Annotated in this window: 26 protein-coding genes; 10 read left to right on the forward strand and 16 right to left on the reverse strand. The window is 32.3% G+C overall.

Going from position 1 to position 25,192, the window contains the following annotated elements:
* Positions 1-64 precede the first annotated feature (64 nt).
* Together HM986_RS15930 and HM986_RS15935 are read right to left on the reverse strand one after the other, a co-directional pair.
* A complete protein-coding gene (locus tag HM986_RS15930) occupies positions 65-1,795 on the reverse strand; it encodes a TonB-dependent receptor (RefSeq protein ID WP_179336055.1) in 1,731 nt (576 codons plus the stop codon).
* 56 nt (positions 1,796-1,851) lie between these two features.
* The gene (locus HM986_RS15935; protein ID WP_179336056.1) at positions 1,852-4,875 is read right to left on the reverse strand and encodes a tetratricopeptide repeat protein; all 3,024 of its coding nucleotides are present in this window, start codon (positions 4,873-4,875) and stop codon (positions 1,852-1,854) included.
* 333 nt (positions 4,876-5,208) lie between these two features.
* On the opposite strand from HM986_RS15935, the gene trpA reads away from it, so the two are divergent.
* The 6 genes from trpA to HM986_RS15965 all read left to right on the forward strand — a co-directional run bounded on the left by trpA (position 5,209) and on the right by HM986_RS15965 (position 9,581).
* Entirely contained in the window at positions 5,209-5,979 is a 771-nt protein-coding gene (gene trpA / locus HM986_RS15940) for a tryptophan synthase subunit alpha (protein WP_179336057.1), read from the forward strand.
* Between the two features lie 301 nt (positions 5,980-6,280).
* Positions 6,281-6,514 (forward strand): hypothetical protein, encoded by a 234-nt coding sequence (locus HM986_RS15945; protein ID WP_179336058.1) that lies wholly within the window; start codon positions 6,281-6,283, stop codon positions 6,512-6,514.
* A 313-nt stretch (positions 6,515-6,827) separates the two neighbouring features.
* Positions 6,828-7,214: a DUF805 domain-containing protein gene (locus HM986_RS15950; RefSeq protein ID WP_179336059.1), complete on the forward strand. Its 387-nt coding sequence runs from the start codon at positions 6,828-6,830 to the stop codon at positions 7,212-7,214.
* A gap of 71 nt (positions 7,215-7,285) precedes the next feature.
* Positions 7,286-7,738 carry a tRNA (cytidine(34)-2'-O)-methyltransferase gene (locus tag HM986_RS15955; protein ID WP_179336060.1) on the forward strand — a complete coding sequence of 151 codons (453 nt, stop codon included), beginning with the start codon at positions 7,286-7,288 and terminating at the stop codon, positions 7,736-7,738.
* Between the two features lie 119 nt (positions 7,739-7,857).
* A complete protein-coding gene (locus HM986_RS15960; RefSeq protein WP_246288525.1) occupies positions 7,858-8,748 on the forward strand; it encodes a YitT family protein in 891 nt (296 codons plus the stop codon).
* A gap of 173 nt (positions 8,749-8,921) precedes the next feature.
* On the forward strand, positions 8,922-9,581 hold the full coding sequence (locus HM986_RS15965) for a hypothetical protein (protein WP_179336061.1): 660 nt from the start codon (positions 8,922-8,924) through the stop codon (positions 9,579-9,581).
* Here the strand turns inward: HM986_RS15965 and HM986_RS15970 are convergent.
* The 4 genes from HM986_RS15970 to HM986_RS15985 all read right to left on the reverse strand — a co-directional run bounded on the left by HM986_RS15970 (position 9,578) and on the right by HM986_RS15985 (position 12,316).
* Positions 9,578-9,805 (reverse strand): VF530 family protein, encoded by a 228-nt coding sequence (locus tag HM986_RS15970; protein WP_179336062.1) that lies wholly within the window; start codon positions 9,803-9,805, stop codon positions 9,578-9,580. The two genes, HM986_RS15965 and HM986_RS15970, sit on opposite strands and share 4 nt — an antisense overlap.
* 95 nt (positions 9,806-9,900) lie before the next feature.
* Positions 9,901-10,113 (reverse strand): DUF6500 family protein, encoded by a 213-nt coding sequence (locus HM986_RS15975; RefSeq protein WP_179336063.1) that lies wholly within the window; start codon positions 10,111-10,113, stop codon positions 9,901-9,903.
* Positions 10,114-10,116: 3 nt separating this feature from the next.
* Positions 10,117-11,406 (reverse strand): DEAD/DEAH box helicase, encoded by a 1,290-nt coding sequence (locus tag HM986_RS15980; protein ID WP_179336064.1) that lies wholly within the window; start codon positions 11,404-11,406, stop codon positions 10,117-10,119.
* 112 nt (positions 11,407-11,518) lie between these two features.
* Positions 11,519-12,316 (reverse strand): tryptophan-rich sensory protein, encoded by a 798-nt coding sequence (locus HM986_RS15985; protein WP_179336065.1) that lies wholly within the window; start codon positions 12,314-12,316, stop codon positions 11,519-11,521.
* Between the two features lie 191 nt (positions 12,317-12,507).
* On the opposite strand from HM986_RS15985, the gene HM986_RS15990 reads away from it, so the two are divergent.
* On the forward strand, positions 12,508-13,074 hold the full coding sequence (locus tag HM986_RS15990) for a hypothetical protein (RefSeq protein WP_179336066.1): 567 nt from the start codon (positions 12,508-12,510) through the stop codon (positions 13,072-13,074).
* A gap of 83 nt (positions 13,075-13,157) precedes the next feature.
* Here the strand turns inward: HM986_RS15990 and HM986_RS15995 are convergent, their stop codons facing one another.
* The 9 genes from HM986_RS15995 to HM986_RS16035 all read right to left on the reverse strand — a co-directional run bounded on the left by HM986_RS15995 (position 13,158) and on the right by HM986_RS16035 (position 21,700).
* On the reverse strand, positions 13,158-13,838 hold the full coding sequence (locus HM986_RS15995; RefSeq protein WP_179336067.1) for a Lipl32 family lipoprotein: 681 nt from the start codon (positions 13,836-13,838) through the stop codon (positions 13,158-13,160).
* A gap of 44 nt (positions 13,839-13,882) precedes the next feature.
* Positions 13,883-14,500 (reverse strand): SIMPL domain-containing protein, encoded by a 618-nt coding sequence (locus tag HM986_RS16000; RefSeq protein ID WP_179336068.1) that lies wholly within the window; start codon positions 14,498-14,500, stop codon positions 13,883-13,885.
* Between the two features lie 35 nt (positions 14,501-14,535).
* Positions 14,536-14,955 (reverse strand): hypothetical protein, encoded by a 420-nt coding sequence (locus HM986_RS16005; protein ID WP_179336069.1) that lies wholly within the window; start codon positions 14,953-14,955, stop codon positions 14,536-14,538.
* 356 nt (positions 14,956-15,311) lie between these two features.
* Positions 15,312-15,953 (reverse strand): response regulator transcription factor, encoded by a 642-nt coding sequence (locus HM986_RS16010; RefSeq protein WP_179336070.1) that lies wholly within the window; start codon positions 15,951-15,953, stop codon positions 15,312-15,314.
* Between the two features lie 4 nt (positions 15,954-15,957).
* A complete protein-coding gene (locus HM986_RS16015) occupies positions 15,958-17,991 on the reverse strand; it encodes a tetratricopeptide repeat-containing sensor histidine kinase (protein WP_179336071.1) in 2,034 nt (677 codons plus the stop codon).
* Positions 17,992-18,208: 217 nt separating this feature from the next.
* A complete protein-coding gene (locus tag HM986_RS16020; protein ID WP_179336072.1) occupies positions 18,209-18,928 on the reverse strand; it encodes a hypothetical protein in 720 nt (239 codons plus the stop codon).
* A gap of 30 nt (positions 18,929-18,958) precedes the next feature.
* Positions 18,959-19,717 (reverse strand): peroxide stress protein YaaA, encoded by a 759-nt coding sequence (gene yaaA, locus HM986_RS16025; RefSeq protein ID WP_179336073.1) that lies wholly within the window; start codon positions 19,715-19,717, stop codon positions 18,959-18,961.
* 387 nt (positions 19,718-20,104) lie between these two features.
* The gene (locus HM986_RS16030; protein WP_179336074.1) at positions 20,105-21,142 is read right to left on the reverse strand and encodes an RluA family pseudouridine synthase; all 1,038 of its coding nucleotides are present in this window, start codon (positions 21,140-21,142) and stop codon (positions 20,105-20,107) included.
* A gap of 9 nt (positions 21,143-21,151) precedes the next feature.
* Positions 21,152-21,700: a PASTA domain-containing protein gene (locus tag HM986_RS16035; protein ID WP_179336075.1), complete on the reverse strand. Its 549-nt coding sequence runs from the start codon at positions 21,698-21,700 to the stop codon at positions 21,152-21,154.
* A 125-nt stretch (positions 21,701-21,825) separates the two neighbouring features.
* Between HM986_RS16035 and HM986_RS16040 the strand changes: the two genes are divergently transcribed.
* Genes HM986_RS16040 through HM986_RS16050 form a run of 3 tightly spaced genes read left to right on the forward strand, consistent with a single transcriptional unit; the run spans position 21,826 to position 24,021 of the window.
* Positions 21,826-22,803 carry a D-alanine--D-alanine ligase gene (locus HM986_RS16040; RefSeq protein ID WP_179336076.1) on the forward strand — a complete coding sequence of 326 codons (978 nt, stop codon included), beginning with the start codon at positions 21,826-21,828 and terminating at the stop codon, positions 22,801-22,803.
* Positions 22,804-22,863: 60 nt separating this feature from the next.
* A complete protein-coding gene (coaD, locus tag HM986_RS16045; protein ID WP_179336077.1) occupies positions 22,864-23,325 on the forward strand; it encodes a pantetheine-phosphate adenylyltransferase in 462 nt (153 codons plus the stop codon).
* A 33-nt stretch (positions 23,326-23,358) separates the two neighbouring features.
* A complete protein-coding gene (locus tag HM986_RS16050; protein WP_179336078.1) occupies positions 23,359-24,021 on the forward strand; it encodes a hypothetical protein in 663 nt (220 codons plus the stop codon).
* 86 nt (positions 24,022-24,107) lie between these two features.
* Here HM986_RS16050 and HM986_RS16055 read toward each other — a convergent pair whose 3' ends face one another.
* Positions 24,108-25,058 carry a GSCFA domain-containing protein gene (locus HM986_RS16055; RefSeq protein ID WP_179336079.1) on the reverse strand — a complete coding sequence of 317 codons (951 nt, stop codon included), beginning with the start codon at positions 25,056-25,058 and terminating at the stop codon, positions 24,108-24,110.
* Positions 25,059-25,192 lie beyond the last annotated feature (134 nt).

Raw genomic sequence — 25,192 nt, forward strand, 5'->3', positions numbered from 1 at the left:
GCTTTTCAATATCTTCTATGTTGTTTAAGTAAATTCTGAGTCAAAACCAGAATACCATGTCCTGTTAAAAATCAAACTGATAAGTCGCACCTCCAAGAAGCTGTATACCTTGCACAGGGAAATTTGACCAACGGTTATAATTTTGGCTCGCTATGTTATTGGCTTTAACAAAAAATGATAATTGATCATTTGCTTTATAACCTACATGCGCATTAGCATCAAAATAACTATCTAAAGTGACTGTTGTGGTAGTGGTGTTCAAAGGATTCAAAACATCAAAATAAGTGCTTTGATCTTCACGTTCACCCACAAAGAACATACTTGCTCCCGCAAACCATTGCTCTGAAATTTGATAATCTAAAAATACAGAGGCTGTAAGGTCTGGTAAATTCCAAGCTTCAGATTCGTTATCTGTGCTGTAACCAAAGTATTCCCCTTTTACCCCTAAAGTAAAGTTTCTATTTAAATCTACATTCAACTCCCCTGCCACAGAAAACGTAGTCACATCATCATAAGCGACAAAAAATGAATTGCCATACTGATATTCTGTTAAAGCATCACTCGGCACATTGTTAGACTTGTATAAGGCTTTATTCTTTTCAGAACTGTAACTTCCTTTTAAGCTATAGCCGATATTACTAGAAAGCTTCCCCTTAGCACCCACAAACATTTTGTACTGTTGATCTGTTGGAATAACCAATAGCGTTGGGGATACAAATGGATTTTCGTTTACAAAATCGTAATATGAATTTTGGATTAAATCCCCTTTAAGTCCACCAAATGCAATTAAGATCTCATCCACCAATCGGTAAGATGCTTCTATGTTTGGATAGATGAAAAATTTATTCTCACTAAATTCTGTGTCGTTAAGGTAGGCTAATTTCACACCTAAATCAATTGTTAAATCATCTTGCACCAATTGATACGATGGTGCAAATCCGAACGTGACATTACCGTAATTAATTTCACCAATATTAGAATAATCGCGATCGAAAGTCCCGCTAATATAATCTATAGAAAACTCTGATTTGATAACAGCATCTTGCACCACAAAATCAAAGCCTGTCTTAGCAACTAATCTGTTTTCAGCAGAATCGTGGTTATCTCCAAAACGTCTAAAACGAAGACTTGCGTCTTTAACAATAGCGTCTTCAAAATCTATTTTCCCACCAACATACAAATCGTTATACGTCTGACCTGCATCAATACCATCTAAGTCACTTTCATCATAAAAATCTTGAGGCACACCATACCAATTATAAGTTTGTAAATTAAAACCTCCATCAACTTGCCATGTAAAATCTCTATCGCTCTTTTTATAATAAGCGTTTAACTTGGTTTTCGAAAAGTTATCATCTAACACCACATCATCAATACCACCTTGAGACGAATGGTGACTAAAATAACCACCGACATTTTCGTCTCTACTCAACTCATGGTTCAAATACACTTCACCCAAAATAGTAGTATAACTTCCAAATCCTAATGAGGCATAATTATCATATAATTTTATCGCTTTGGCTTTATCAACCGTTGCTGCTTTTCCTTTAGCTGGTGTAAACGTTGAAGCCACAGGAATAGAAAAAATATTGTACTTAATTTCCTTTTTCTTCACGGCATTAGAATCGTTCAACTTTGGATTATCTTTAATTTTAAAGGCATCCGAAATTGTTGGAGTGTATGGTTTTATAACGTTAACCGTTTGGTCTCCAATAGTGTCTTTGGTACGTTCTTGAGCATAACTAAATGTCAGACTCAAAGTAAACATTGCTAATACTATATATTTAATTTTCATGTGTATTAATTTGATTGAAAATAAGTTTAACGCTAATTAAATTGTCTTAATGTTTATTAATTATCGTCTGTTTCGATTGATGAATTCGTCTTCGCTTCCTCTGCTTTTATTTTGTTTAATTCTACTTTAGCTTCATTGACAACATCTGTGAAATCTGGGAAGTTACTAATCACGCTTTCTAAAATATAAGTCGCCTGAAACGCATCTCCTAAAGCATAGAAGTTCTTCGCCATAACTACCAATCCTTTTGCACTAAACAATTTATAGCTACCATAATCCTTAGCTAATTTTTGAATGGTTGTATTTGAAGCTTCGTAATCACCTGCTTTGTTTTTAAAATAACCATTGTAGAATAAAGCTTCCGCAGCAACGCTTCCTGTCGCTATTTTTTCAACTTCAGCATAAGCTATTTTTGCCTTGGCTTCATTCCCTGTTTCAATCGCAGAACGTGCAATCGTTAATTTAGCATCACTCTTAACTTTGTTATCTAATTTTGAATTGCTCAATACTTTTTCAGCATAGCTTTCTGCCTTAACGTAATCTTCGGTTTGGTAATAAGCGTTCATTAAATTGGACTGTGCATAAACTACATTCTGAGGATAATCAGCTTCTTGCTCTAAACGTTTTAATACAGGAATGGCTTTTTCCCAATTAGAAGTGCTTAAATAAATCTCGGTAAGTTTTACAATCGCTTGTTCTGTGTACTCACTTTTTGAAGCCTCAACAACAGCCTTATAATGTGGCTGTGCATTATCTAACAATTGTTTTTTATAGTACAATTGCGCTAAATAAAAATGTGCTTTTAGATTATGAATCCCTTTTGGAAACTGCGTCAAATAGTTATTAAATTGACGGATGGCTTTATCTGTTTCATTATCTAAATATGGCTTTTCTGCTGCTAAATAGGTGGTATTATCTAAGTCAACATCAGAAATCTCAACATAATCTAACGTTCTTACCCAAGTTGCATATTCATCTACTTTACCTAAATCGATATAAATTAAACGTACTGTAGAAACTGCCTGGACCGCTTCACCAGAACCCGGAAAATCAGTCGCTACTTTTTTGAATTTTGTCAATGCACGTGTGTTATCGTTGCCATTATAATACACTAAACCTTGACGCAATAAGGCTTTTGATGTAAAGGCACTTGTTTTGTATTCCGAGTTTAAGCGATCATACGTTTGCATGGCCTTATCTGTATCGTTAGATTTTACGTACGAATTTGCTAACTCATACATGGCATCATCTCGTAATGCTGATTTTGGATAGGTGTTTATAAACGATTGTAACGCTGAAATCTTATCAGAACCTTTTCCTAAATACCCTTCGCTCATCGCTACTTGAAACGCTGCGTAATCCGTTTCAATTTCATTAATTTGAATCGCTTTTTTATAAGCATCAATGGCATTATCATATTTACTAGACACAAAATAACCATCTGCCAATCTTAAATAAGCATCATTTTGACGCAATTTGTCATTCTGCTTTTGAGCTATAAATTTTTCAAAATAGTTTGAAGAATTCGTATAATCCTTCAATTTAAAATACGTGTATGCTAAATTATAATTGAGGTTTTCATTTTCAGCTAAACTTGAAGATTCGCTAAAGCCATCAAACTGCTTAAATCCAATTAAAGCAGCGTTGTAGTTGCTTAAATTGTATTCCGTTTCGGCTTTCCAAAACGTAGCTTTAGCCACAAAAATTGGATCTCTTGGTTCTTTTAGAGAGCCATTAAAAAGTGTTAAAGCATCGTTGTATTTGTTTTCATTGTACAATTCTACGGCTCTAAAAAATGCTACTTTTTGATAAGCTGCTTTATTTTCAAAACTATTTTTACCTTTTAAAAGTTCTAAGGCTTCCTTATAATTCTTTGAAGTAATGTATGAATCTATTAATAAGGTTTCAACTTCATCTTTGTAATTTGTGTTTGGATATTGTTTTAAATACCCCGTTAACACCTGAGGAACGGATTGGTATGGATTTCCAATATCATAACTAATCTTCGCATAATTTAACCACGCATCTTCTTGAATTTTTAAATCAAAATCCATTTGTGATGCATTTCTAAACGCGTTTAACGCTTCTGGTTTCTTCTCTAAATTAATATAACTCTCACCCAAATGGTAATAAGCATTCTGAGCTACTGGATTATTTCCACCTATAATTTTATTGAATTCTGAAATCGCACTTTCAAAATCGTTTTGTTTGTAATATGCATAGCCTAATTGGTAGTAATCAGTATTATTCCATTTTCTATCTTTTCCTTTATATTCTTTTAAATAGGGAATAGCTTCTGCATACTTCTCAAGATTAAAATAGCTTTCACCAATAATTTTAGATAACTCAGACTTTTCAGCAGCGTTACTTTTTGGTAATTGTGCTTCGGCAAGTTCAATGGCTTTCTCAAATTTTCCTAATTTGAAATTTAAATCAGCTTGATAATAAGACAACTTCTCTTTGTACTTTTCGTTATCACTAACTTGGTCAAAATACTCATTAGCTTTATCGTAATCGTCGCCTTGATACGCCATAAAACCAATATAATACTTGGCTTGCGAGCCGTATTCTTTAGAATTTATAACACGGTTAAAATACTTAGCGGCTTTCTTCTCGTCTTTAGTTGAATATAAGGCATAACCATAGTTAAAATTGAAACGCTCTTTCTCGACTTGTGCCATATTGCGTTCATCCACTTTATCATACCATTTGCGTGCATAGGCATATTTTCCGTTGTTAAAATAATAATCGGCAACATCTAAAAATGCTGTATTTCGTTTGGTACTTGTCGGATAGTCTTCTACAAATTCTGTAATAAGATTATCGGCATTATTTTGATTTAAACGCACTGCACAATTCGCTATATAATAAGCGCAATCGGATTCTATTGTGGCATCGTTTGTATTTAACTTTACATCGTCGAATAAAGTTTGGGCTGCTTTAAATTGCTTGTTATTATATAAAGTCAATGCCTTTTGATAATCTTGGAACTCATTGGTATAAATCGCAGATTTTTGCGCTATAGCAAGTGAAGAAAATACAAGAAAAACGATGATTAATTGTTTTTTAAAGAACATCATTTGTTAAGTGTTTTATTGATGATTTTATGTTGTGGCAAATATAATTCAATACCAAATCTATAACGATAGAAAACGCTTATAATTATACACGGAGTTATTAAATATCTATTTAACGTAAGCATCTGTGGTTATCGCTATGTAAAACAACTAATGAACTGTTGTAGAAGTTTGTAATGACATTGGGAGATTAGGTTTTTAAGTTCTATTTTTACATCTCGTAAAACCAGTGCTTTTATTAACGATAGCTACTGGTTTTTTAGTAATTGATTCAAACACCCAAGTCACTTCTGAAATTTTAAAAACTGCAGAATTGATTTGATAAAAACATATATTTTGAATAGAATAAATAAAAAGCTAAACGAAAGTCATAAACTATTATCTATATATTTTACAGCTGGCTATCCCAATGCAAACGACACTGTTACCATAATTGAAAGCTTAGAAAAAAGTGGTGTCGATATGCTAGAAATCGGATTACCTTTTAGTGATCCACTTGCTGATGGGCCAACCATACAAGCAAGTTCTACAGAAGCTTTAAAAAACGGAATGACAAGCGAATTGCTATTTGAACAACTGAAAGATATTCGGAAAACGGTATCCATTCCATTGATCATTATGGGGTATTTTAATCCGATGCTACAATATGGTGTTGAAGCCTTCTGTAAAAAATGTAAAGAGGTTGGGATTGATGGACTCATCATTCCTGATTTACCCGTAGATGTTTACCATTCAGAATACAAAGCTACGTTTGAAAAATATGGTTTAATTAATGTGCTTTTAATTACGCCTCAAACGTCTGAAGAACGCATTCGTTATATCGATTCTGTTTCTAACGGTTTTATTTATATGGTAAGTTCTGCAAGTGTAACAGGAAGTAATTCTGGCTTTAGCAACACACAAACCGATTACTTTAAACGCATCGCAGACATGAAATTAAAAAACCCTCAAATTGTAGGTTTTGGTATTTCAGATAATGAAACATTTACACAAGCCACCCAATATGGAAAAGGTGCTATTATTGGTAGTGCTTTTATTAAATATATAACATCGAATGGTATTGAAAATAGTGATAAGTTTATCACATCAATCCGTTCTAAGTCTTAAAATAGTTTAACATTTACTTTCAAGATTTTATGAAAGCATTATGAGACTAAAGGCCTTATTTGTTTTATATTATGATGAATCTAAAAAATGATAAATCATGGGAATTATAAAAGACAGAAAGAAATTTAAGGTAAGTAAAACACAGTCAAATCCAACAAATCCGACGGGTAATGTAAATCAAAAAACAAATGATTTTGACATTGATAAGTCAACTATAAAAAGTCAACAGACTAAAAAGTAAGTCTCAATCATTAAAAATTATAAAGTCTATTCATATCTTTGAATAGACTTTTTTTTTATTATGAAATTACTAAACGATTGGAAACTTGTTATTCTGCTGTGCCTAACCTTAGGCTTAGCTCCATTTTTTCCTGAACCGCATCTTCTAGGTAAAATTCAATGGATTGTTGGTGGAGCCATTGGCATGACTATAAGAGATTGGTTTGACATTTTGTTTCATGGGTTTCCGTTTATTCTTTTGTTCCGGCTCGTAATTTTAAAAATGACACCAGCAACATCTGATACTAAAAAGTAGATTAGTTAGAATACCACATTTGAATATCCCGTTCATTATTTTTATATACATGTGTCTTACATGGAATTTTAAAGTAATCAATCGTATAAAATATTAGAAACCTAGGCGCATACGCTTAATCCTTACTCTAAAATTCATTTAAGAAACCTCATTTTATTCAAAAGAATAATAAATTTATAAGTAACTAAAAACAATACACTTAAGACACATATACTCATCATTCATTAAAAATATTACAATACCAACACGACTCTATTTAAAATTAAAGTATATATTTAACCCTTATTAACTTAACCAATTAAAACTTAATTTTATGGAATGGTATTTAAAAGTCGTAAAAGATAATTACGCAAATTTCACAGGACGCGCTAGGCGTCAAGAGTACTGGATGTTTGTATTGTTTAATCTAATTTTTGTAATCGGTGTCGCAGTAGTCTCTGGTGTATTAACAGCGCTTACAGACGTTGCTGCATTTGCATCTCTTTATGTTATCTATGTTCTAGGAATTATTATACCTAGTTTAGCTGTCGCTGTAAGACGATTACATGATGTAGGTAAAAGTGGTTGGTTTTACTTTATTTCTTTAATACCTTTAATAGGAGGTATTTGGTTGATTATTCTTTTTGCAACAGAAGGAGATAAAGGACCTAATTCTTATGGAGCTGATCCAAAGCAAGAAAATCAACAAGCTATAGTTTAATAAAACGAAACCTTATTATATTTTATGCCTATTCATATTTAATGGATAGGCATTTTAAATTAAATCATAGTATGCCATTAAATATTGTACTTATAGAACCTGAAATTCCAAATAACACTGGCAATATTGGTCGACTAGCTTTAGCGTCTGGCTCAAAATTACATTTAGTAAAACCATTTGGGTTTGAAATTGACGACAAGCGTTTAAAACGTGCAGGACTCGATTATTGGCAACATCTAGAAGTTATATACTACGACAATATTGATGCGTTCTTCGCACAAAACAAAAGCGCCAAAATGGTGTTTTTATCTAGTCATGGCACCAATGATCATTGGGATATTGCATTTGAAGAGGATATGTTTTTAGTTTTTGGAAAAGAATCTGTTGGTTTACCTAAACCCTTAATAGAACGCCATAAAACGCAACTTTTTAAAATCCCACTCTATAGCGATTCTATACGGAGCTTAAATTTAGCCAACGCCGTTGGTATCGTTGTATATGAAGGTTTAAGACAAATAAAATAGAGACTTACACCTTATTGCAACGTTACACGTGTGGTTTTAAATATAATTCTAAATAACTTTTATAAATCAATCACATTGCAAATGGTTTTTGTAACTTTTCCTGAACAAAAACCTATCACTTGAAACACTCAAAAACTTATAATTTTTTTTCAGAATTTGGCCAAATTGTCCTAGGCATTGTATTGGCTAGTGTTGGTTTAAAAGCCTTTTTATTACCGAATGGTTTTATGGATGGTGGTGTAACCGGAATAGCACTATTGGTAAACAGACTCATTGGCGTAAATGTTTCACTGCTATTAGTTATCTTCAGTTTACCATTTCTAATTCTTGGCTATTATACGGTTTCGAAACGTATTGTTATTAAATCCATACTTAGTATTCTTGGTTTTGCATCTTTAATTCATTTTGGAGATTATGGAACTATTACCGATGATAAACTACTCATTTCAATCTTTGGAGGCTTATGTTTAGGTGGAGGTATTGGCATTGCTATTAGAAACGGATCGGTTTTAGATGGCTCAGAGATACTAGGGATTTACCTTAATGATAAATTTGGATTAAGCATTGGTAGAGTTATCCTTATGTTCAACATTGTATTATTTAGTATTACCGCAATGGTTGTTTCGTTAGAAATAGCCCTATATTCTATTCTCACCTATATTGTTACAGCAAAAGTGACAGATTTGACCATAGAGGGCTTTGAAGATTTTATTGGTGTTACGATTGTCTCTAATGAATATGCAGCCATAAAGCATGCTATTATGATTGAATTAGGCGTTGGTTTAACAACTTACAAAGGTTCTAAAGGGTTTGGAAGCAATGGACCTCAACAAGATTTTGATATTATTCATACCATAATTAACCGTATTGACATAAAGAAAATGCATCGTATTATTGAAGACATAGACGAAAATGCTTTTATCGTAGAGTTTGATGTTAACAACGTAAAAGGTGGGGTTTTACGACACTACTTAGATAAGAAGAAAGGCAAAACCTTAGGAAAAATATGAAACACCCATAACCAACTTTACTTCATTATGTCAATGTTAACATGGACGAACCGTGTGAACGTTGAAAAATAGTAGAAATAAACACATGAAACGAGCATGTTCAAAATTTCATCACTCAAGGGAATGATAAATAGCGAACAGCATGTGTCCAGAATAAAGAATAAAGAAAACACATGAAATACCACATCATTATCAATAGCGTAAAAACAGTTGACGAGCTTAAAAATGCTTGGACAAATAAGGATTATATTGTTCTATTAGAAAAATTTGGATTAGAAGACGTTAATGAATCTTCAACCTCAGAATTATTAGAATTGTTATTTATGGGCATTTCAGATTTTGATCCAGAAGAAGCTGCTTCAATTATCTTAAATTATAAATTATCAGAGCAACTTAATGAAAATCAGATTGAGCAAATTTCTCACGAAATGTTGTTAGATAAAATATCTGAAGAATATGCTGATATTACTTTACACCACCAACTCTTTAATATCAATCAGTTACTGCATAAAGCATTCAACGGTACATTTCCAAACGCGAAAGCTACGGTCGTTGAATTTGAAATAACACCAAATAAAGATATTACGAAAGAGGTTATTTTGAAAGCATTTGATAAAACTTTAGTGAATAACAACGTGATTAAACGGCTATTTTCAAATCATCTTGCAGGAAAAGAAGCCTTTGATGAAGCTGAATCTATTATTTGGAATTTAACTTCTGTCAGTGGTAATTCTTACAACTTAACAACCTCAGAATATTGGATGAGTAGAGACGAATTTAAAGATGCTGAATTTGATGCTATAGTCGTTGAGTTTGAAGACGAAGAAGACTAGTTCTTATTCTTTTTTAAATAATCCAAATACATATTTTCAACCTTAGTTCTTGCCCAAGGCGTACGTCTTAAAAACTTTAAACTCGATTTTATTGAAGGATTATCCGTAAAACAGCGAATGTTTATTTGATAGCCCATATATTCCCAACCATAATGCGCTTGCAACTCTGTAATAATCTGTTCTAGTTTTACTCCGTGAAGTGGGTTATTCGGTTGTGATGACATCGTTCTTCTTTGTCATTCCTGCGAAAGCAGGAAACTGTTTTTTTTTTTAATACTTAAGTGGATTCCTGCCTTCGCAAGAATGACAACAGAATTAATTAGTCTTGTATCAATTCCTTAATCTTAACCGCTTTTTCAAAATGATCTAATTGGTGCGTCTTAATCCACCAAACAGCTGCTTCCATTAATAGTTCTGGATTGTCATTTTTATTTTTAAAAAATGCATAAAAAGAAACACCAACATTAGTACCTTTTTGAGCAATCTTCTTATCGCAAACTTCTAGGATTTTATCTTTTAAAATTGAAGTCATTACCTAGCGTCTACTATCATTATTTCGATTACGACTTCTACTTTTATTGCGGTCGGAACTTGTACTTTTAGTCTTTCCTGAATTTCTATTATTAGAACCTCTTCCACGACCTTGATTTCTATTCTGCCCCGGCTTTATCGGTTCTGTTGAAGCATTAGGATCTGGCTCGAAACCTTCTAGGATTTCAACTTTAATCTTCATATCTATCAACTTCTCAATATCTCTTAAAAAGGTAGTTTCATCAGCACTTACCAATGAAATAGCTTCGCCACTGGCTCCTGCTCTACCTGTTCTACCAATTCTATGAACGTAATCTTCGGAAATATTCGGTAATTCAAAATTTATAACATGTGGCAATAATGGAATATCTAAACCTCTTGCTGCAATATCTGTAGCTACTAAAACTCTAACCGATCCATTTTTAAATCCTGCTAATGCTTTTGTTCTTGCTCCCTGACTTTTATTACCATGAATTGCTGCAGCTGTAATACCATCGCTTATCATCTTTTTACAAAGCTTATTGGCACCATGTTTAGTTCTTGTAAACACTAAAACTTGTTTCCAATCTCCTTCAGAAATTAACTTTATAATCAGTCCTGTTTTTTTGCCTTTAGCAACACGGTAAACTTTTTGCTCAATAACCTCAACAGCCGTATTTTCTGGCGTCGCTTCAACTTGAATTGGATTATTAAGAATTGAATACGCTAATTTCTTAATATCTTTAGAGAAGGTTGCAGAAAACATAAGGTTCTGACGCTTAGCTGGCATAAGCTTCATAACGCGTTCTATGTCGCGTAAAAAACCCATATCAAGCATACGATCTGCTTCATCTAAAACAAATATCTCAACTTTACTTAAAGATAAAACTCCTTGATTTTCTAAATCAATTAAACGCCCAGGTGTTGCTACTAAAACATCGACTCCTTGACTTAATTTATTAACTTGAGGTTTTTGATTAACTCCACCAAAAATAACAGTACTTCTAATGTTTAAAAACTCACTGTACTCTTTAACATTGGCGTAAACCTGTGCTGCTAACTCACGTGTTGGAGTTAAGATTAAAGCTCTGACTGGCCTGTGTCTTTGCTCTCTTGAGTTGCTAGATAAAAGGTGAAGCAACGGTAATGTAAAACCTGCTGTTTTACCTGTTCCGGTTTGTGCTGATGCTAAAACATCTTTTCCTTCTAATACAGGAGGAATTGCTTTTGCTTGAATTGGTGAAGGTGTTTCGTATCCTTTTTTCTGGATAGCTTTAAGTAAAGGCTCAGATAAGCCCAATGATTTAAATGACATAAATAGTGTTTATGAAGCAAACTCTATTTATTTAGGTCACTCCTTTAATTTGGCGCGAAGTTACAGCTATTTTATGCCCAACTCTAAAAAAATGGGCATTATATTCTACACGCTATGAATTCTTCCGTTCTTGAAACTTCTTGAATGGACTCGTATCACGATTTTTAAAACCGTGAATAGAACTACTAATAATTAAAATAGCTGCACTAATAAAAGCAATATACATTAAGGTTTCATTATTAGGTGTATTGGCATTTCCGATACCAACCAATGCCCACGCTCCAACAAGTGCAAATTCTCTCATATTTCGTTTCCATGTAACCATTACATTTATAACCACCGCAATTGCAATTAAGATTATAGTCCAAGTGACATCAGATACCCCTAGACCATCCCAACCAATTTTCACTAAATACGTTGACACATTAGCTATACTCGCTACAGTTACCCACCCCGAATAAATTACAAAAGGCCACCAAACAAAAGCAATAATGGGTAGTGGCTCATCATCTAACTCCATACGGTTGTTGACCACAATTTTTAATAATGAAAACAGTAACAAGAAAATAAAAATGCAAGACACACCTGTGTATTCATAAATCCATGCAAAAACCCAAAGGCTATTAAATAAACAAGAAAGCATAAACCACCAACCTGTTCTTAGTACAAAATCGTCGTTTTTAATGTTTTTAAATAGCCCTCGACCTTGATAAATAATAAAACCTATAAGAAATAGATATATAATTCCCCAAATAGAAAACGTATAACCTGCTGGTGTAAACAGGGATCTATAACTATCAGAAACGCCACCAATAGTGGTATTATTTAAAGCTCCAGTATTTGAAAGGTAATTAATGAAAATAGTTAAAAGTAGAGCTATTATATTTCCTATTTGTAGTGCTTTTTTCATGATATAATTTTTCTCTAATTTAAGAAACACGACATTATAGCTTATCTTATTTTTAAATTTCTTTAACTTAAATGGCATAATCTAAAACAATTGTATTTGCTAGGTGCGACAGAATACTTTACTCCTAGAATTCCTTATATTAGCTATAATATACGGCATCATAAGTCATTCTCATTTAATCATTTTCAAATATGAAAGCATTATTCTATTTATTACTCGTATTACCATTACACATTTTTGCGCAAGAACAAACCCCTTCAGAGCAATTTTGGCTACAGCTCGAAGCTCATTGTGGCAATGCTTACGAAGGTATCATTATAGAGGGAGGAAAAGAAGGTGATGGCTTTATGGGTAAAAAACTAGTGATGCATGTACGCTCTTGCGACACTAACGACATTAGAATTCCATTTTTTGTAGGTGAAAACAAATCGCGTACTTGGGTCTTAAAAATGAATGATGAAAAAATAATTAGTCTTAAACACGACCATAGACATGAAGATGGTTCGGAAGAAGATTTAACTCAATATGGAGGTACAAGTGCTAATCAAGGTTTAGCAAACTTACAAATGTTTCCTGCCGATGCTCATACTTCAGAAATATTACCAGCCGCCTCTACTAACATTTGGTGGTTTACAATTGATGAAACAAGCCTGACTTATAATCTACGTCGTTTGGGTACCGATCGTTTATTTACGGTTCGTTTTGATTTAACTAAAACTACTGAAACACCAGATGCCCCTTGGGGAACTGAGGATTAAAAATCAGCGAGTATTAAAACAAAAGACACCTCTTTATTTTTATAAAGAGGTGTCTTATTAAAATACGAATATCGATTCTTCTATTATAGTTCCTTTTTAAGGTCTTCAATAGTTTTAGCCATTACAACACCCGGTAGTTTTATTGGCGCTGCAACTTCTGCTAAAAATGTTCCTTTAACTTCACCTGTTTTGTAAGTTGTAAAACCAATACGGTACAAACCAGCAGTTAAAGCTTTTGTAGGACTCCCCACTTCACTCTTATATCTTAATAAAGAATTGTAGCTGCTTCCACTAGGTTGCTTAGGCATTTCGCTATTATCATCATTACTAGCAAGGGTTGTCCAAGTAGCGCTTTTAGCACCCTCTTCAGTAATACCTTCTTTTGTAAAAATAGTAGAACGCTCTAAAGTAATGTACGTATCAAAATAATCGCTTGAAGATGCATTTTCTGTATACTCCTCAGAAGTGAAAGCATCTTTAACCTTCGTTTTAGCTACTGGCGATAACATTCTCACTCCAAGTTCTGGTGCCACAGCAGGAACCCATAAGTAAATATAATAAAACTTCTTACCGTCTACTATTTCATCTTCATTACCTGCCGAGGCATATCCTAAATACGATATCACATCTGTGTATGGTACTTTAATGGTTTTTGGTCCCACTTTTTTCTCAACTGAACTTCCAAACTTTTTTAATTTTTGAGCTTCTGCGTTAAACACACAACAGAGAGTAAATACTGATAATACTACTAATTTAATTTTCATGATTTTTAAATGATTTTGATTATTAAAAGACTTTCGTTATTTTATTATTTTAATTCGAAAGAGACGGTCACAGCATGACTTTGTAACGTTGAAGTTCCGTAACTTTGAATATACCGTGTACTTGAATTTTGATCTACAATAGAAATAATTTCTCCAAGAGTTTTATTCATTTCTTTTGCTAAAGCGTTTGCTCTTTCTTTTGCATTATCTATTGCTTTTTTTGAAAGATCGACCAACTCTTCATTGGTTAATTTCTTAGCTTCTACCTCAGTATTAACAACAGACATTCCTGCTGATTTTAACTTTGATAATTTTCGAACATCTTCTTTATTTGATGTTTTGAAGTGGTAATATTCCGACTCTCTGTTTTGTGAATACGACATGGCAAACTCATAGTATGTATTTCTAGTAAGCTGGCTAAATTTGATTCCTGAAGCTTCTAATTTTTTAATGTAATTCTTTTTAACTTCATCTAAAGAGGTTACTTCTACTTCACCTTGTCCTTCATAAACAAGCACTTGTTGCAATCCGATTAGAACTATATAACTGTCGTCATCAACTATTGTTTCTGTTTCACCAACTACAGTAATTGTATTTTTATGTTCCTGGGCTATTAAAGGCACTGCAAATAACAATGCCATTAAAAAGATAATTTTTTTCATGTAAAAATTTGATTTTAAAATTTTAAAAGACTCGATTAAAAGAAAAGGATTGAAGCAACGATCATCCATCCACCAACGAACAACCCTACAATACCGAGCTTTCCTTGTTTTGGCGCTAATTTCTCTCTAAGTATAATCGCTTTTTCTTTAGCTGCCTCATTTTTAGATAAAACGTATTTATTAATAAGGCTAAATCCTAACATAAATCCTAGAACAGCTTGTACAATACTTCCTGCTAATAATGTTGCCCACCAGATAGGGAATGTTGTCAACCAGCCTAAGTTTAAAATGGAAAAAACAATACCCCAAATACCATAGAAACATAAAATAAGTCCAATCCAACCTTGGTAAGGTTCTATTTTTTCTAACAACTCCTTTGCGTTAGGTTTTTTTGACAATAACAAAGAAGGTACCGCGATGATACTCAATAAAATAAGTGTAATTCCGAAAGTCATAATTTAGTTTTAATGGTTAATTTGCTTGTTTTTATAATTGAAACACGTTTAGTTTTTATAATGTTTCTTATGCAAATTTATACCAATAGCTACCCTGTGTTAACCCCGTTTAAAGTGAAACACAACACCCTGTTAACAGGGTAACACATCGTAACCCCATAAACATCAACACGTTATTCATGTTTTAAATTTGTCTTTTTTAGATAAAATCACATTAAACATTTACTTAGTTAAGAATCTATATATTAAAGACATTAAAAGACTTACATTTAGGAAACAAAAAAGCAACTATAAAAAAGAGGTTCTATTTAAAAATAGAACCTTTGTTTATAATTGGTGATAGTATATTTATATCATTAAGATACATAGCCTTTTTTAATAGCGTATTTGGTAAGTCCAGCGAGGTTTCTAACATTAAGTTTAGTAATCAGGTTCTTTCGGTAGCTTTCAATCGTATGCTTACTTAAAAATAGCTGATCTGCGATTTCTTGAGTCGTAAACTCTTCTGCAATAAGTGAGATGACTTCTACTTCTCGTTTGGTCAGTTTGATTTCCTTTTCTTTATTCTTTTCAAATTTATTTTGAAGGTAAATATCTTTTATTTCCTTAGAGAAGTATTTCTCACCGCTTAGAATGGTTTCTATTGCTTTTAAAAATTCCTCTTTTTGGGCATTTTTCTGAAGATACCCATCCACATTATTTTCAATGAGGTTATCAATAATTTTTGGGGAATTGTGCATACTCACCACTAATGTTTTTATATTTCGATCCGTGTCCTTTATCCACTTGTTTAAAGTAATACCATCAACTTCTGGCATTGTAACATCAGTAATTACAAGGTCTATTTTTTCCTCTGTATTTATCGAAATATATTTTTGAACATGGCCACCATGCTTTGCGGTATATAAAATATTGTAACTACTTTCTGTACTTAGAATACTTAGTAACCCATCTAAAAACATTTTGTGATCGTCTGCTATAATGAGGTTATGCTTCATTTATTTATGCTTTTAGTGGAATTTCTATATTAATGTTAGTACCTCTATTGGGTTTAGAATCGATATGCAATATACCGTTATAATTTTCTATTCTATTCTTTATATTCGTTAAGCCTATACCTAAGGTGGTCATCGATAAATCAAACCCAACACCATCATCTTCATAAACAAAAAACAGACATTTATTTAAAACATCTAACTGAATATCTATAGTATTTGCTTTTGCGTATTTAAGAGTATTGGTTGTTAATTCCTGAAAGACCGAAAACAATTCGTTTTGCAAAATCTTGTTGAGCGCATTAATTTTATCTTCATCATAAAAAGAGACGCTTATGGTTAACTCACTGGCTTCTTCAACAGTGCGAATGTATTCTTTAATTAAAAATACAAAGTCGTTTTCTCTGATTTTTTTAGGCAATAAATTGTGTGATAAATTTCTTACTTGTTCGTAAGTATCGTCTAATTGACTATAGATTAATTTTAGTTTATCTGGCTGATTATTAAGTTGACTAAATTGTAATTTAATCGCTGCCAAATTGCCCCCAACACTATCGTGCATTTCTTGAGCAATTTTTTTACGTTCTTGGTCTTGGCCTCTAATTGAGGCTTTAATTAACTTTATTTCCTGATCCTTTTTTAATGAAATTACTTGTTGTTCATTAATTTCCTTCTCTTTTAAGTTAAGTAAACCTTGCGCTTGTAATTTTTGATAATAGATAATTAAAAGTCCAACAATAGGAATTAATAAAATGAAAAATGCTACAAGAACAATGTATTTTATAGTCTTTTCTCTATCTAGTTCTACAGCTTTTAAAGCTTCTTTTTCTTTTAATAGTGCTATTTCGTTCTTCCGTTTTTCAACTCCATTTTGTAGTTGTAAAACCTGGTTTTCATTTTGCTTTGCAATTATAGCTTTCTGAAGTTTATACTTTTCTATATCTGCATCTTTGTTCTTAATGTTTAACGTCTTATTAAGATTTTCTATCTGTAATAGCTTTATCTTTTTTTCTTTTTCAAGCGTTTTAAATTTAACTTCTAAACTATTAATCTCTTTTTCAGCTTGGGAATTTTCGATAGAGTCTTTGATCTGATAATAGTATTTCCCATAATTATAAGCACTGCGATGGTCCCCTTTTCTAAGAGATAGTCTTTCTAACATCAGATAACTGTTCATCTCAATATCTAAATTCCCTAAATTCACGGATTTAATAAGCGTATTGGTAAAAATTATGAGTGCTTCGCTATCTCTCTCTTCATTGAATAATATGGTGCCGATTTTACCTAAGATAATGAGCTCTAAATCATGAAATCTATTGTCATTGCTTATTTCTTTTGCTTCGTTGAAAGCAGAAAGCGCTTTATCCATTTCTCCTCTTCCTAGATAATTATCCCCTATGTTGATAACAACATTTACTAAGGCTTGTTTTCTATGGGTGTCCTTCTCACAAATATCTTTTGCTTTCTGCAAATAAGCATTTGATATTTCATATTTAGAAAGCGACGAATAAATAGAACCTAAATTGATATAACTCCCTAAAATAAGTTCCTCATCATTAGAAAATTTAATACATTTTTCAAAAAGATCTAAAGCTTCTTCCGTTTTTCCAAGAGTAACATAGGTACTCGCCAAACCGTGTAAATGCGTATAATATAGATTTGTTTCATTATGTTTTTCACTAAGTTCCGCTCCTTTAATATGCCACTTTTTACTTTCTTGATATAAACCTTTATTTTTATTATTTAAAGCAAGTAATTGGTAAGACAATATGGTTAATCTAACCCCTAAAGAGTCATTAACATTCTTTTTACTATTCAATGCTTGATGCGTATAATAAATAGAGGAATCTATGGCAACATATTTATTATGGTAATAAGCCAATAATAAATTAGTATTCGTTATGGCTTTATTAGATTTAAAAATGCGCAATGATTGGTGAGCTTCTTTAAATGCTTTTTTATCATAACCATTGTTGAAATAGTAAAAAAGCTGATTCACTTTTTTGTTTTCACTTTCAACTACAGGAGTTGTTTGCGCCAAACAAATTGAAGTATAGCACAAAAATAAAAAAACAAAAATGTTTTGGGGCTTAATAAACATGCGCAAATTTAGGGATAGTAGAACTTGTATTCATCCCCGAAAACAGGTATTTAAAAAATTTATCAACTTCGTGTAAAATTGAGGTGTTTAAAGCAAATTATATCATCATGTTATTGACGGCAGCCAAACAAATTCCGTGCAACACTTTGAAGGGAAATTAAAGCGAAGCCAACAGACGCTCAACCTCAACAATCGTGGCTCCGTAAAGTTTTCTGTTTGGTTTTGTTAAACGTTTCGACTCAGTAGATATCTCATTTAGCAACTCCTTTCCTTCTGAAATTCTATTATTTTCTACATAAAATTTAGCGAGTGCTAAACGTTCTGCATAATTTGAATAGGGTCTATCAATTTGCTTTAATTGAGCTTCTGCCTCTACAGGCTTACCCAATTCGTTTAATGCCAAACCATAATAGAATTGTTGCTTTGAGCCGTTAAATTCCGATTTATCTTTAATTTGCTCTGCATGTTCAATAACGGCAACATAATCCTTCATTTGAAAATAGCACAACACCAAATTTTGCCTCGCATATAAATCATCTTGAACTGTATCATCTAACGTTTTCTTGTAATTAACAATAGCATTTGGAATATCTTTATTCGAAAAATACGCATCAGCCAACTCCATTCTGTTGGCATAGGTATCTATAAATTCTAACTTCTTTTCTAAGTCTTTTATTTTTTTTGTTGGATTAAGAACTGTTATTATTTCTTCCTGAATTTTTTCTGCATCATTCTTATTATAAATTTGAGTAATAATGTAAATTAAAGACCCAATGGCAGGAATAAAAAATATAAGAAAATACCAATAGTAAGGCTTGCTATTTTTATAAGCATGGTACAAACAAAGCACCTGAACAATTATAAGTAAGTAATACATAGTTGAAATTTAAACCAAAATAAGTCTTTTTTATCTCGTAAACACTAATTCGTTTTCTGAAGACAATTCTTCGCTAAATCCGTAGTTCTCGTAATTAAAGCCTTTAATATCGTCTAACGTTTTAGCATTAGTATCAATGACATATCTAGCCATTAAGCCTCTAGCAAGTTTAGCAAAAATGGCTATTATTTTATACTTTCCGTTTTTAAATTCTTTAAATGCAATAGTTATTACGGGTACTTTTAAAGTCTTTGTATCTATGGCTTTAAAATACTCCTGGCTTGCTAAATTAAGGAAAATTTCATCATCCTCTAATTCATCATTTAAGGCTTTTGTTACTTTCTTTTGCCAGAATTCATAAAGATTTTTATTCTTTCCTACTGGCATTTTAGTTCCCATTTCTAATCGGTAAGGTTGTATGAGATCCAAGGGTTTTAATATACCATATAAGCCAGAAAGAATCCGAACGGTATCTTGAACTTTATCTAGTTTTTCAGTATCAATAGTATAGGCATCCAACCCTCTATACACATCACCACTAAATGCATAAATAGCTGACCTAGCATTGTCTTTTGTAAATGGTAATTCCCACTCTTGGTTACGCTCATAATTTAACTGACTTAAATTATCTGAAATATGCATTAGTTCTGATAAGCTCTTGGCTGATTTCTTTTTTAATACCTTATTTAAGCGTTCTGCGTCATCTAAAAAAATACCTTCTGTGGTTTTAGAAGTTGGCAATTTAGTATCGTAGTCTAAAGATTTTGCTGGTGATAGTACTAATTTCATTTTATGCTGAATTTATTTCAGTAACGACTTCCTTCAAAACAGGAATCTCGTTAAAGGTTAAACAATTTTTCTCTTTCGAATGTAAAAATACGGTGGATTTGAAAAACCTTCTAACATTAGTAAGAACTAATATTGATAGTGTTATAACGCTTAACTATAAAGCCACACGCACCAAAAATTTGAGACTAGAGAAACACTATATGTTAATCTTTAGGCCATGTCTCAATGTAAGACGCATTAAGGATGGAGAAATGGCATCTTTTTTATTTGGTAGCTGAGCGAAGTAGAAGCTATTTAAAACAAAGATATAATGGACAGCCTAATCAATTTTACTACAAGCTTGAAAACTTTAAAAACTTGTAGCAAAATTGAAATGCTATAAAAATATTAGTCTTTAGCATGTTTTGCGTAGTGCCTCCACTTCTCAATACATTGTGTCATATCATTAGGAACTTCAGATTCAAATCTCATGAATTCATTTGTAGTTGGATGTACAAACCCTAATGTTTTGGCATGTAAAGCCTGGCGTGGTAAAATTTTAAAACAGTTATCTACAAACTGTTTGTATTTAGTAAATGTAGTTCCTTTTAAGATACGTTCTCCACCATAACGCTCATCGTTAAATAGCGTATGTCCAATGTGCTTCATATGAACACGGATTTGGTGCGTACGCCCTGTTTCTAGCTTACAAGTCACTAAAGTAACATAACCTAAACGCTCTAAAACCTTATAATGTGTTACGGCTGGTTTTCCTTGTTCGTCTTCATCATCTAAGAACACTGTATTCTGTAATCGATTCTTTGGATGACGACCAATATTCCCTTCAATCGTACCTTCCTCTTCTTCTATATTACCCCAAACAATTGCAATATATTCGCGTTCACTCGTTTTCTTAGCAAATTGATTAGAAAGGTGAGCCATCGCTAATTCTGTCTTAGCAACCACTAATAACCCGCTAGTATCTTTATCTATTCTATGAACCAAACCTGGACGCTCGCTTGAGTTATTTGGAAGGTTTTCAAAATGAAAAATAAGTGCATTTATTAATGTCCCTGAATAATTACCGTGACCTGGATGCACAACCATACCTGCAGGTTTATTTACAACAAGCAAGTCATCGTCTTCATAAACCACATCGATAGGGATGTCTTCAGCTACAAGAAGGTTCTCGTGAGGAGGGTGTTCAAATTTTACAGTAATATAATCGTTAGGCTTCACTTTGTAGTTGGACTTAACGGGAACATCATTTACAAAAATACTACCGTCTTTTGCGGCAGCCTGAATTTTATTACGCGTTGCGTTTTCTATAAAATTCATTAAGTATTTATCGATACGAAGTGCTTGCTGACCCGCAACAACTCTAAAAGCGTGATGCTCGTATAATTCGTTTTCGTCTTGGTCTGAGATATCAGAAATATTTGGCATTATTTTAAATTATAGTTTACCGTTACCTAATACCAAGTCTATCTTAGAAGTTAAGGGTAATGATGTACCTGGTTTTAATGTTTTACCTTTGTGAGACATAGAAATAACTCCTTCCCCAATGGCATCTTTATAGGTGATGTCTCCTATTTCAAACTCCAACGCTTCTAATTGAGGTTTAGCTTGTCTAAATGTACGTTTTAAAATATTTGGCACTTCTACTTTACGGTAATCAGAAGGGTTTAATATTAAATATATTTTGCGATTTTCCTTAACTTGTGATCCTGCTATTGGGTTTTGCTCAATCACAGAATATTTTGGATATTTTGGGTTAAAATTGGCAGAATCTTGTATTTCCATTGCTAAGTCATGATCCTTTAATTCGATACCAACAGTCTCTAAAGACTTCCCTTTTAAATCTGGCACAATAATAAACTCACCATGATTAGTGGTTACACTTAACCATTTTAAGGCTACAAAACATATCACCACAAGGGCTATAAGGGCTAAGACCAGTTGTTTAAAAAACACTTTACTCGTAAGAAACTTGACAAAACTCATATGAAAATAATTGTTCACAAAACTAAGAAATAATAACGACACAAAAATAAAATACGTACGAATTAGAGAATTAGATTATTGAAAATAAATGATACTTTTACACTGTGACATTTTTAAACTAAAAAATGAAAAAAAATATTGCAATAATAATGGGTGGTTATTCTAGCGAATACAAAATATCCCTTAAGAGTGGCAACGTCGTTTTTGAGACTCTAGATAAAGATAAATATAACGCATATCGCATTCATATTTTTAAAGACAAATGGGTTTTTGTTAATGATTTGGACGAAGAGTTTCCTATAGATAAAAATAATTTTTCTGTTTTAATAAACGAAACCAAAATTGAGTTCGATTGTGTGTTTAATGCTATCCATGGTTCGCCTGGCGAAGATGGTTATATGCAGGCCTATTTTGAATTATTAGGAATGCCACAAACCAGTTGCTCAATGTACCAAGCAGCACTGACTTTTAACAAGCGCGATTTGTTAGCGACTTTAAAACCGTATGGTATTAAAACCGCTGAAAGCTATTATCTTAATTTTGGTGATACAGTTGATGAAGACGCTATAATTACTAAAGTTGGTCTCCCTTGTTTTGTAAAGGCAAACAAAGCTGGTAGTAGTTTTGGAATTTCTAAAGTCTATAAAAAAGAAGATTTACAAATGGCAATTGAAAACTCTTTTAAAGAAGACAATGAAATTATTATTGAACAGTTTTTAGATGGAGTTGAAGTTTCTGTTGGTGTAATTTCGTATAATTCAGAAACTCTAGTTTTACCTATCACAGAAATTGTTTCTGAAAATGATTTCTTTGATTATGAAGCAAAATATTTAGGCCAATCACAAGAAATTACTCCTGCGCGTATTTCTGAAGATTATGCCAATAAAGTAAGAACCGAAGCTAAGAAAATATACGAAACTTTAAAAATGAAAGGCTTTTCTAGAAGTGAATTTATTTTTAAAAATGACGAACCTTATTTATTAGAAGTAAACACAGTTCCTGGTTTAACAAAAGAAAGCATATTACCGCAACAAGCTACAGAAGCTGGCATTAGTTTAAAGGACTTATTTGGAAATGCTGTAGAGGAAGCTTTGAAGAAATAATATTTATATTTGAAATTATAAATGTTTCTAAATTATTACAGAAACATTAAAACCTAGTTTATGAAACGAGCGATATTCCCTGGTTCCTTTGATCCTATTACAAACGGTCACTACGATATTATATTACGTGGTATTAAATTGTTCGATGAAGTAGTTGTTGCTATTGGTATCAATGCCGAGAAAAAATACATGTTTTCTTTAGAAGAACGAAAAGCATTTATTGAAGACGCCTTTAAGGATGAGCCTAAAGTAAAAGTGGTTACTTATAAAGGCTTAACCATTGATTTCTGTCAAAAAATTAATGCTCAATTTATCTTGAGAGGCCTTAGAAACCCTGCTGATTTTGAATTTGAAAAAGCTATAGCCCATACCAATAGAAAACTCTCAAAAATTGAAACTGTATTCTTGTTAACTGCAGCTAGAACTTCTTTTATTTCATCATCTATTGTACGCGATGTTATTAGAAACAATGGAGATTATACCGTTTTGGTGCCAGATAGTGTTAGGGTTGATGTGACGTAATTTTAATTTTCATTCAATTTAATAAATTTAGAAATGGAAGACAATTATGCGATATTTAGAAAGTTCCCGAGTTTAGAACAAGCCTCTGAATTGAAAGTTTTGCTGAATGAAAATAACATTGAAACGATACTTGACGATAATGTACCCTCTGTTGATGTTACTTTCTCCGGAAATACTTTACAGAACGAGATTGAAATTAGAATAAAACAAACCGACTTTAAAAAAGCTGAAAGTATTCTTCAAAAAGACGTTGAGAATTTAATTGAAACGGTAGATAAAGATTACTATTTGTTCGAATTTACAAACGAAGAACTTTACGAAATTTTATTAAAGTCAGACGAATGGAATGCTTTTGACTATACATTAGCTCAAAAAATATTAATTCAAAGAGGCAAACCGATTGACAAAAAATTATTAAATTCTCTAAAAAATGAACGCTTAAAACAATTAGCTGAACCTGAGCGCAACCAAAAGTCTTGGATTATTGCAGGCTATTTTTTTGCTGTTTTAGGCGGTTTTCTAGGCTTAATAATAGGGTACTTTTTAAGGACATCTAAAAAAACCTTACCAGATGGACAGAAGATTTATACTTATGCTGAGAATGACAGAAAACATGGTAAATATATATTCTATATAAGTTTAGTAATTGCACCAACTGCCATAATTTTTAGAGTAGTGAGTCAAATTTTAAATTAACACATTAGTTTTTACTACTAGCAACTCTCTCATTATATATTATACGCTTTCTAATACAACTTCAGAAAGCATAAGAGCATTAGTCATTAAAACGATATATGAGGAAATTTTGCACACACACCTTCCACTTCTAATTGAAGTTTTGAAAGAAATTTTTGATGTGCTTCAGAATTTATATTAAAAGGACGATGTGATTTTTTTGTTTGGATAGCTGCAACCATATCTAAAGTTTGTAAAGCCTCTGCTGATAACCAAACTTTTTTAAATTTATCCCAAATATATTGTATCGCAACATCATTTGGATGAAGCATATCTGGATTATAAAAACGATAATCTCGTAATTCATCCATCATAATCTCGTAAGATGGAAAATAATAAATACCATTTCTAGGTTCAATAACCTTATGAATTGCCGTAACTAAATGCGCTTTACTTTGTGTGTTTTCTACAAAACCATCTTTAAGATGTCTTACAGGCGAAACCGTAAAGAGAAAACTAACTTCTGGATTCACACTTCTCACTAATGCGATAATGGCTTGAAGTGATTCTGTAATCGTATCTACAGCAAGTAATTCTTTGAGAAACTGTTTTTGGGGTAGTTTATGACAGTTAGCAACAACGTTATCCGATTCAATATGTCTATAAACCCAACTTGTTCCTAAAGTTATTATAACATGACTTGTATTAACTAAATTATTATGAGTCTCATCAATTTGAGAATTTAAAACACTTAATAATTCGTCTTTTGAGGTCTTGTTTAATTTTGAGTGTGCATCTAAGCAAAACCATTGTTCGTTATGAAAGTATAAGTCATCTTCAGAATAATAGTCCTTATTTATGGCACGCGTAATTAGATGCTCTATCGCTAAGGGATGAAATAAAATACCAAATGGATTAACTATAGACTGAAACTTAAAATAATTAAACTTCTCACTTATATTTTCAGAAAAGCATGAACCAAGCAACAACACTTTAGAAATGTAATCTATTTGATTATGCTTCTGTAGTTTTAATGGTATCTGAGTTTGAAGATTCATTTGTTAATTATTACTTAGGGTTTAAAGTTATTACACAAAGATTCGCGGAGTCTCTCAGAGATTCATTGAGAAAAACAGGAATTCAAATCACATTTTTTTTTAGTTTCTAAAAGCGTTTCAAGCATTTAGTACAA

It is taken from the genome of Winogradskyella costae (assembly GCF_013403865.1).
Taxonomy (GTDB): Bacteria; Bacteroidota; Bacteroidia; order Flavobacteriales; family Flavobacteriaceae; genus Winogradskyella; species Winogradskyella costae.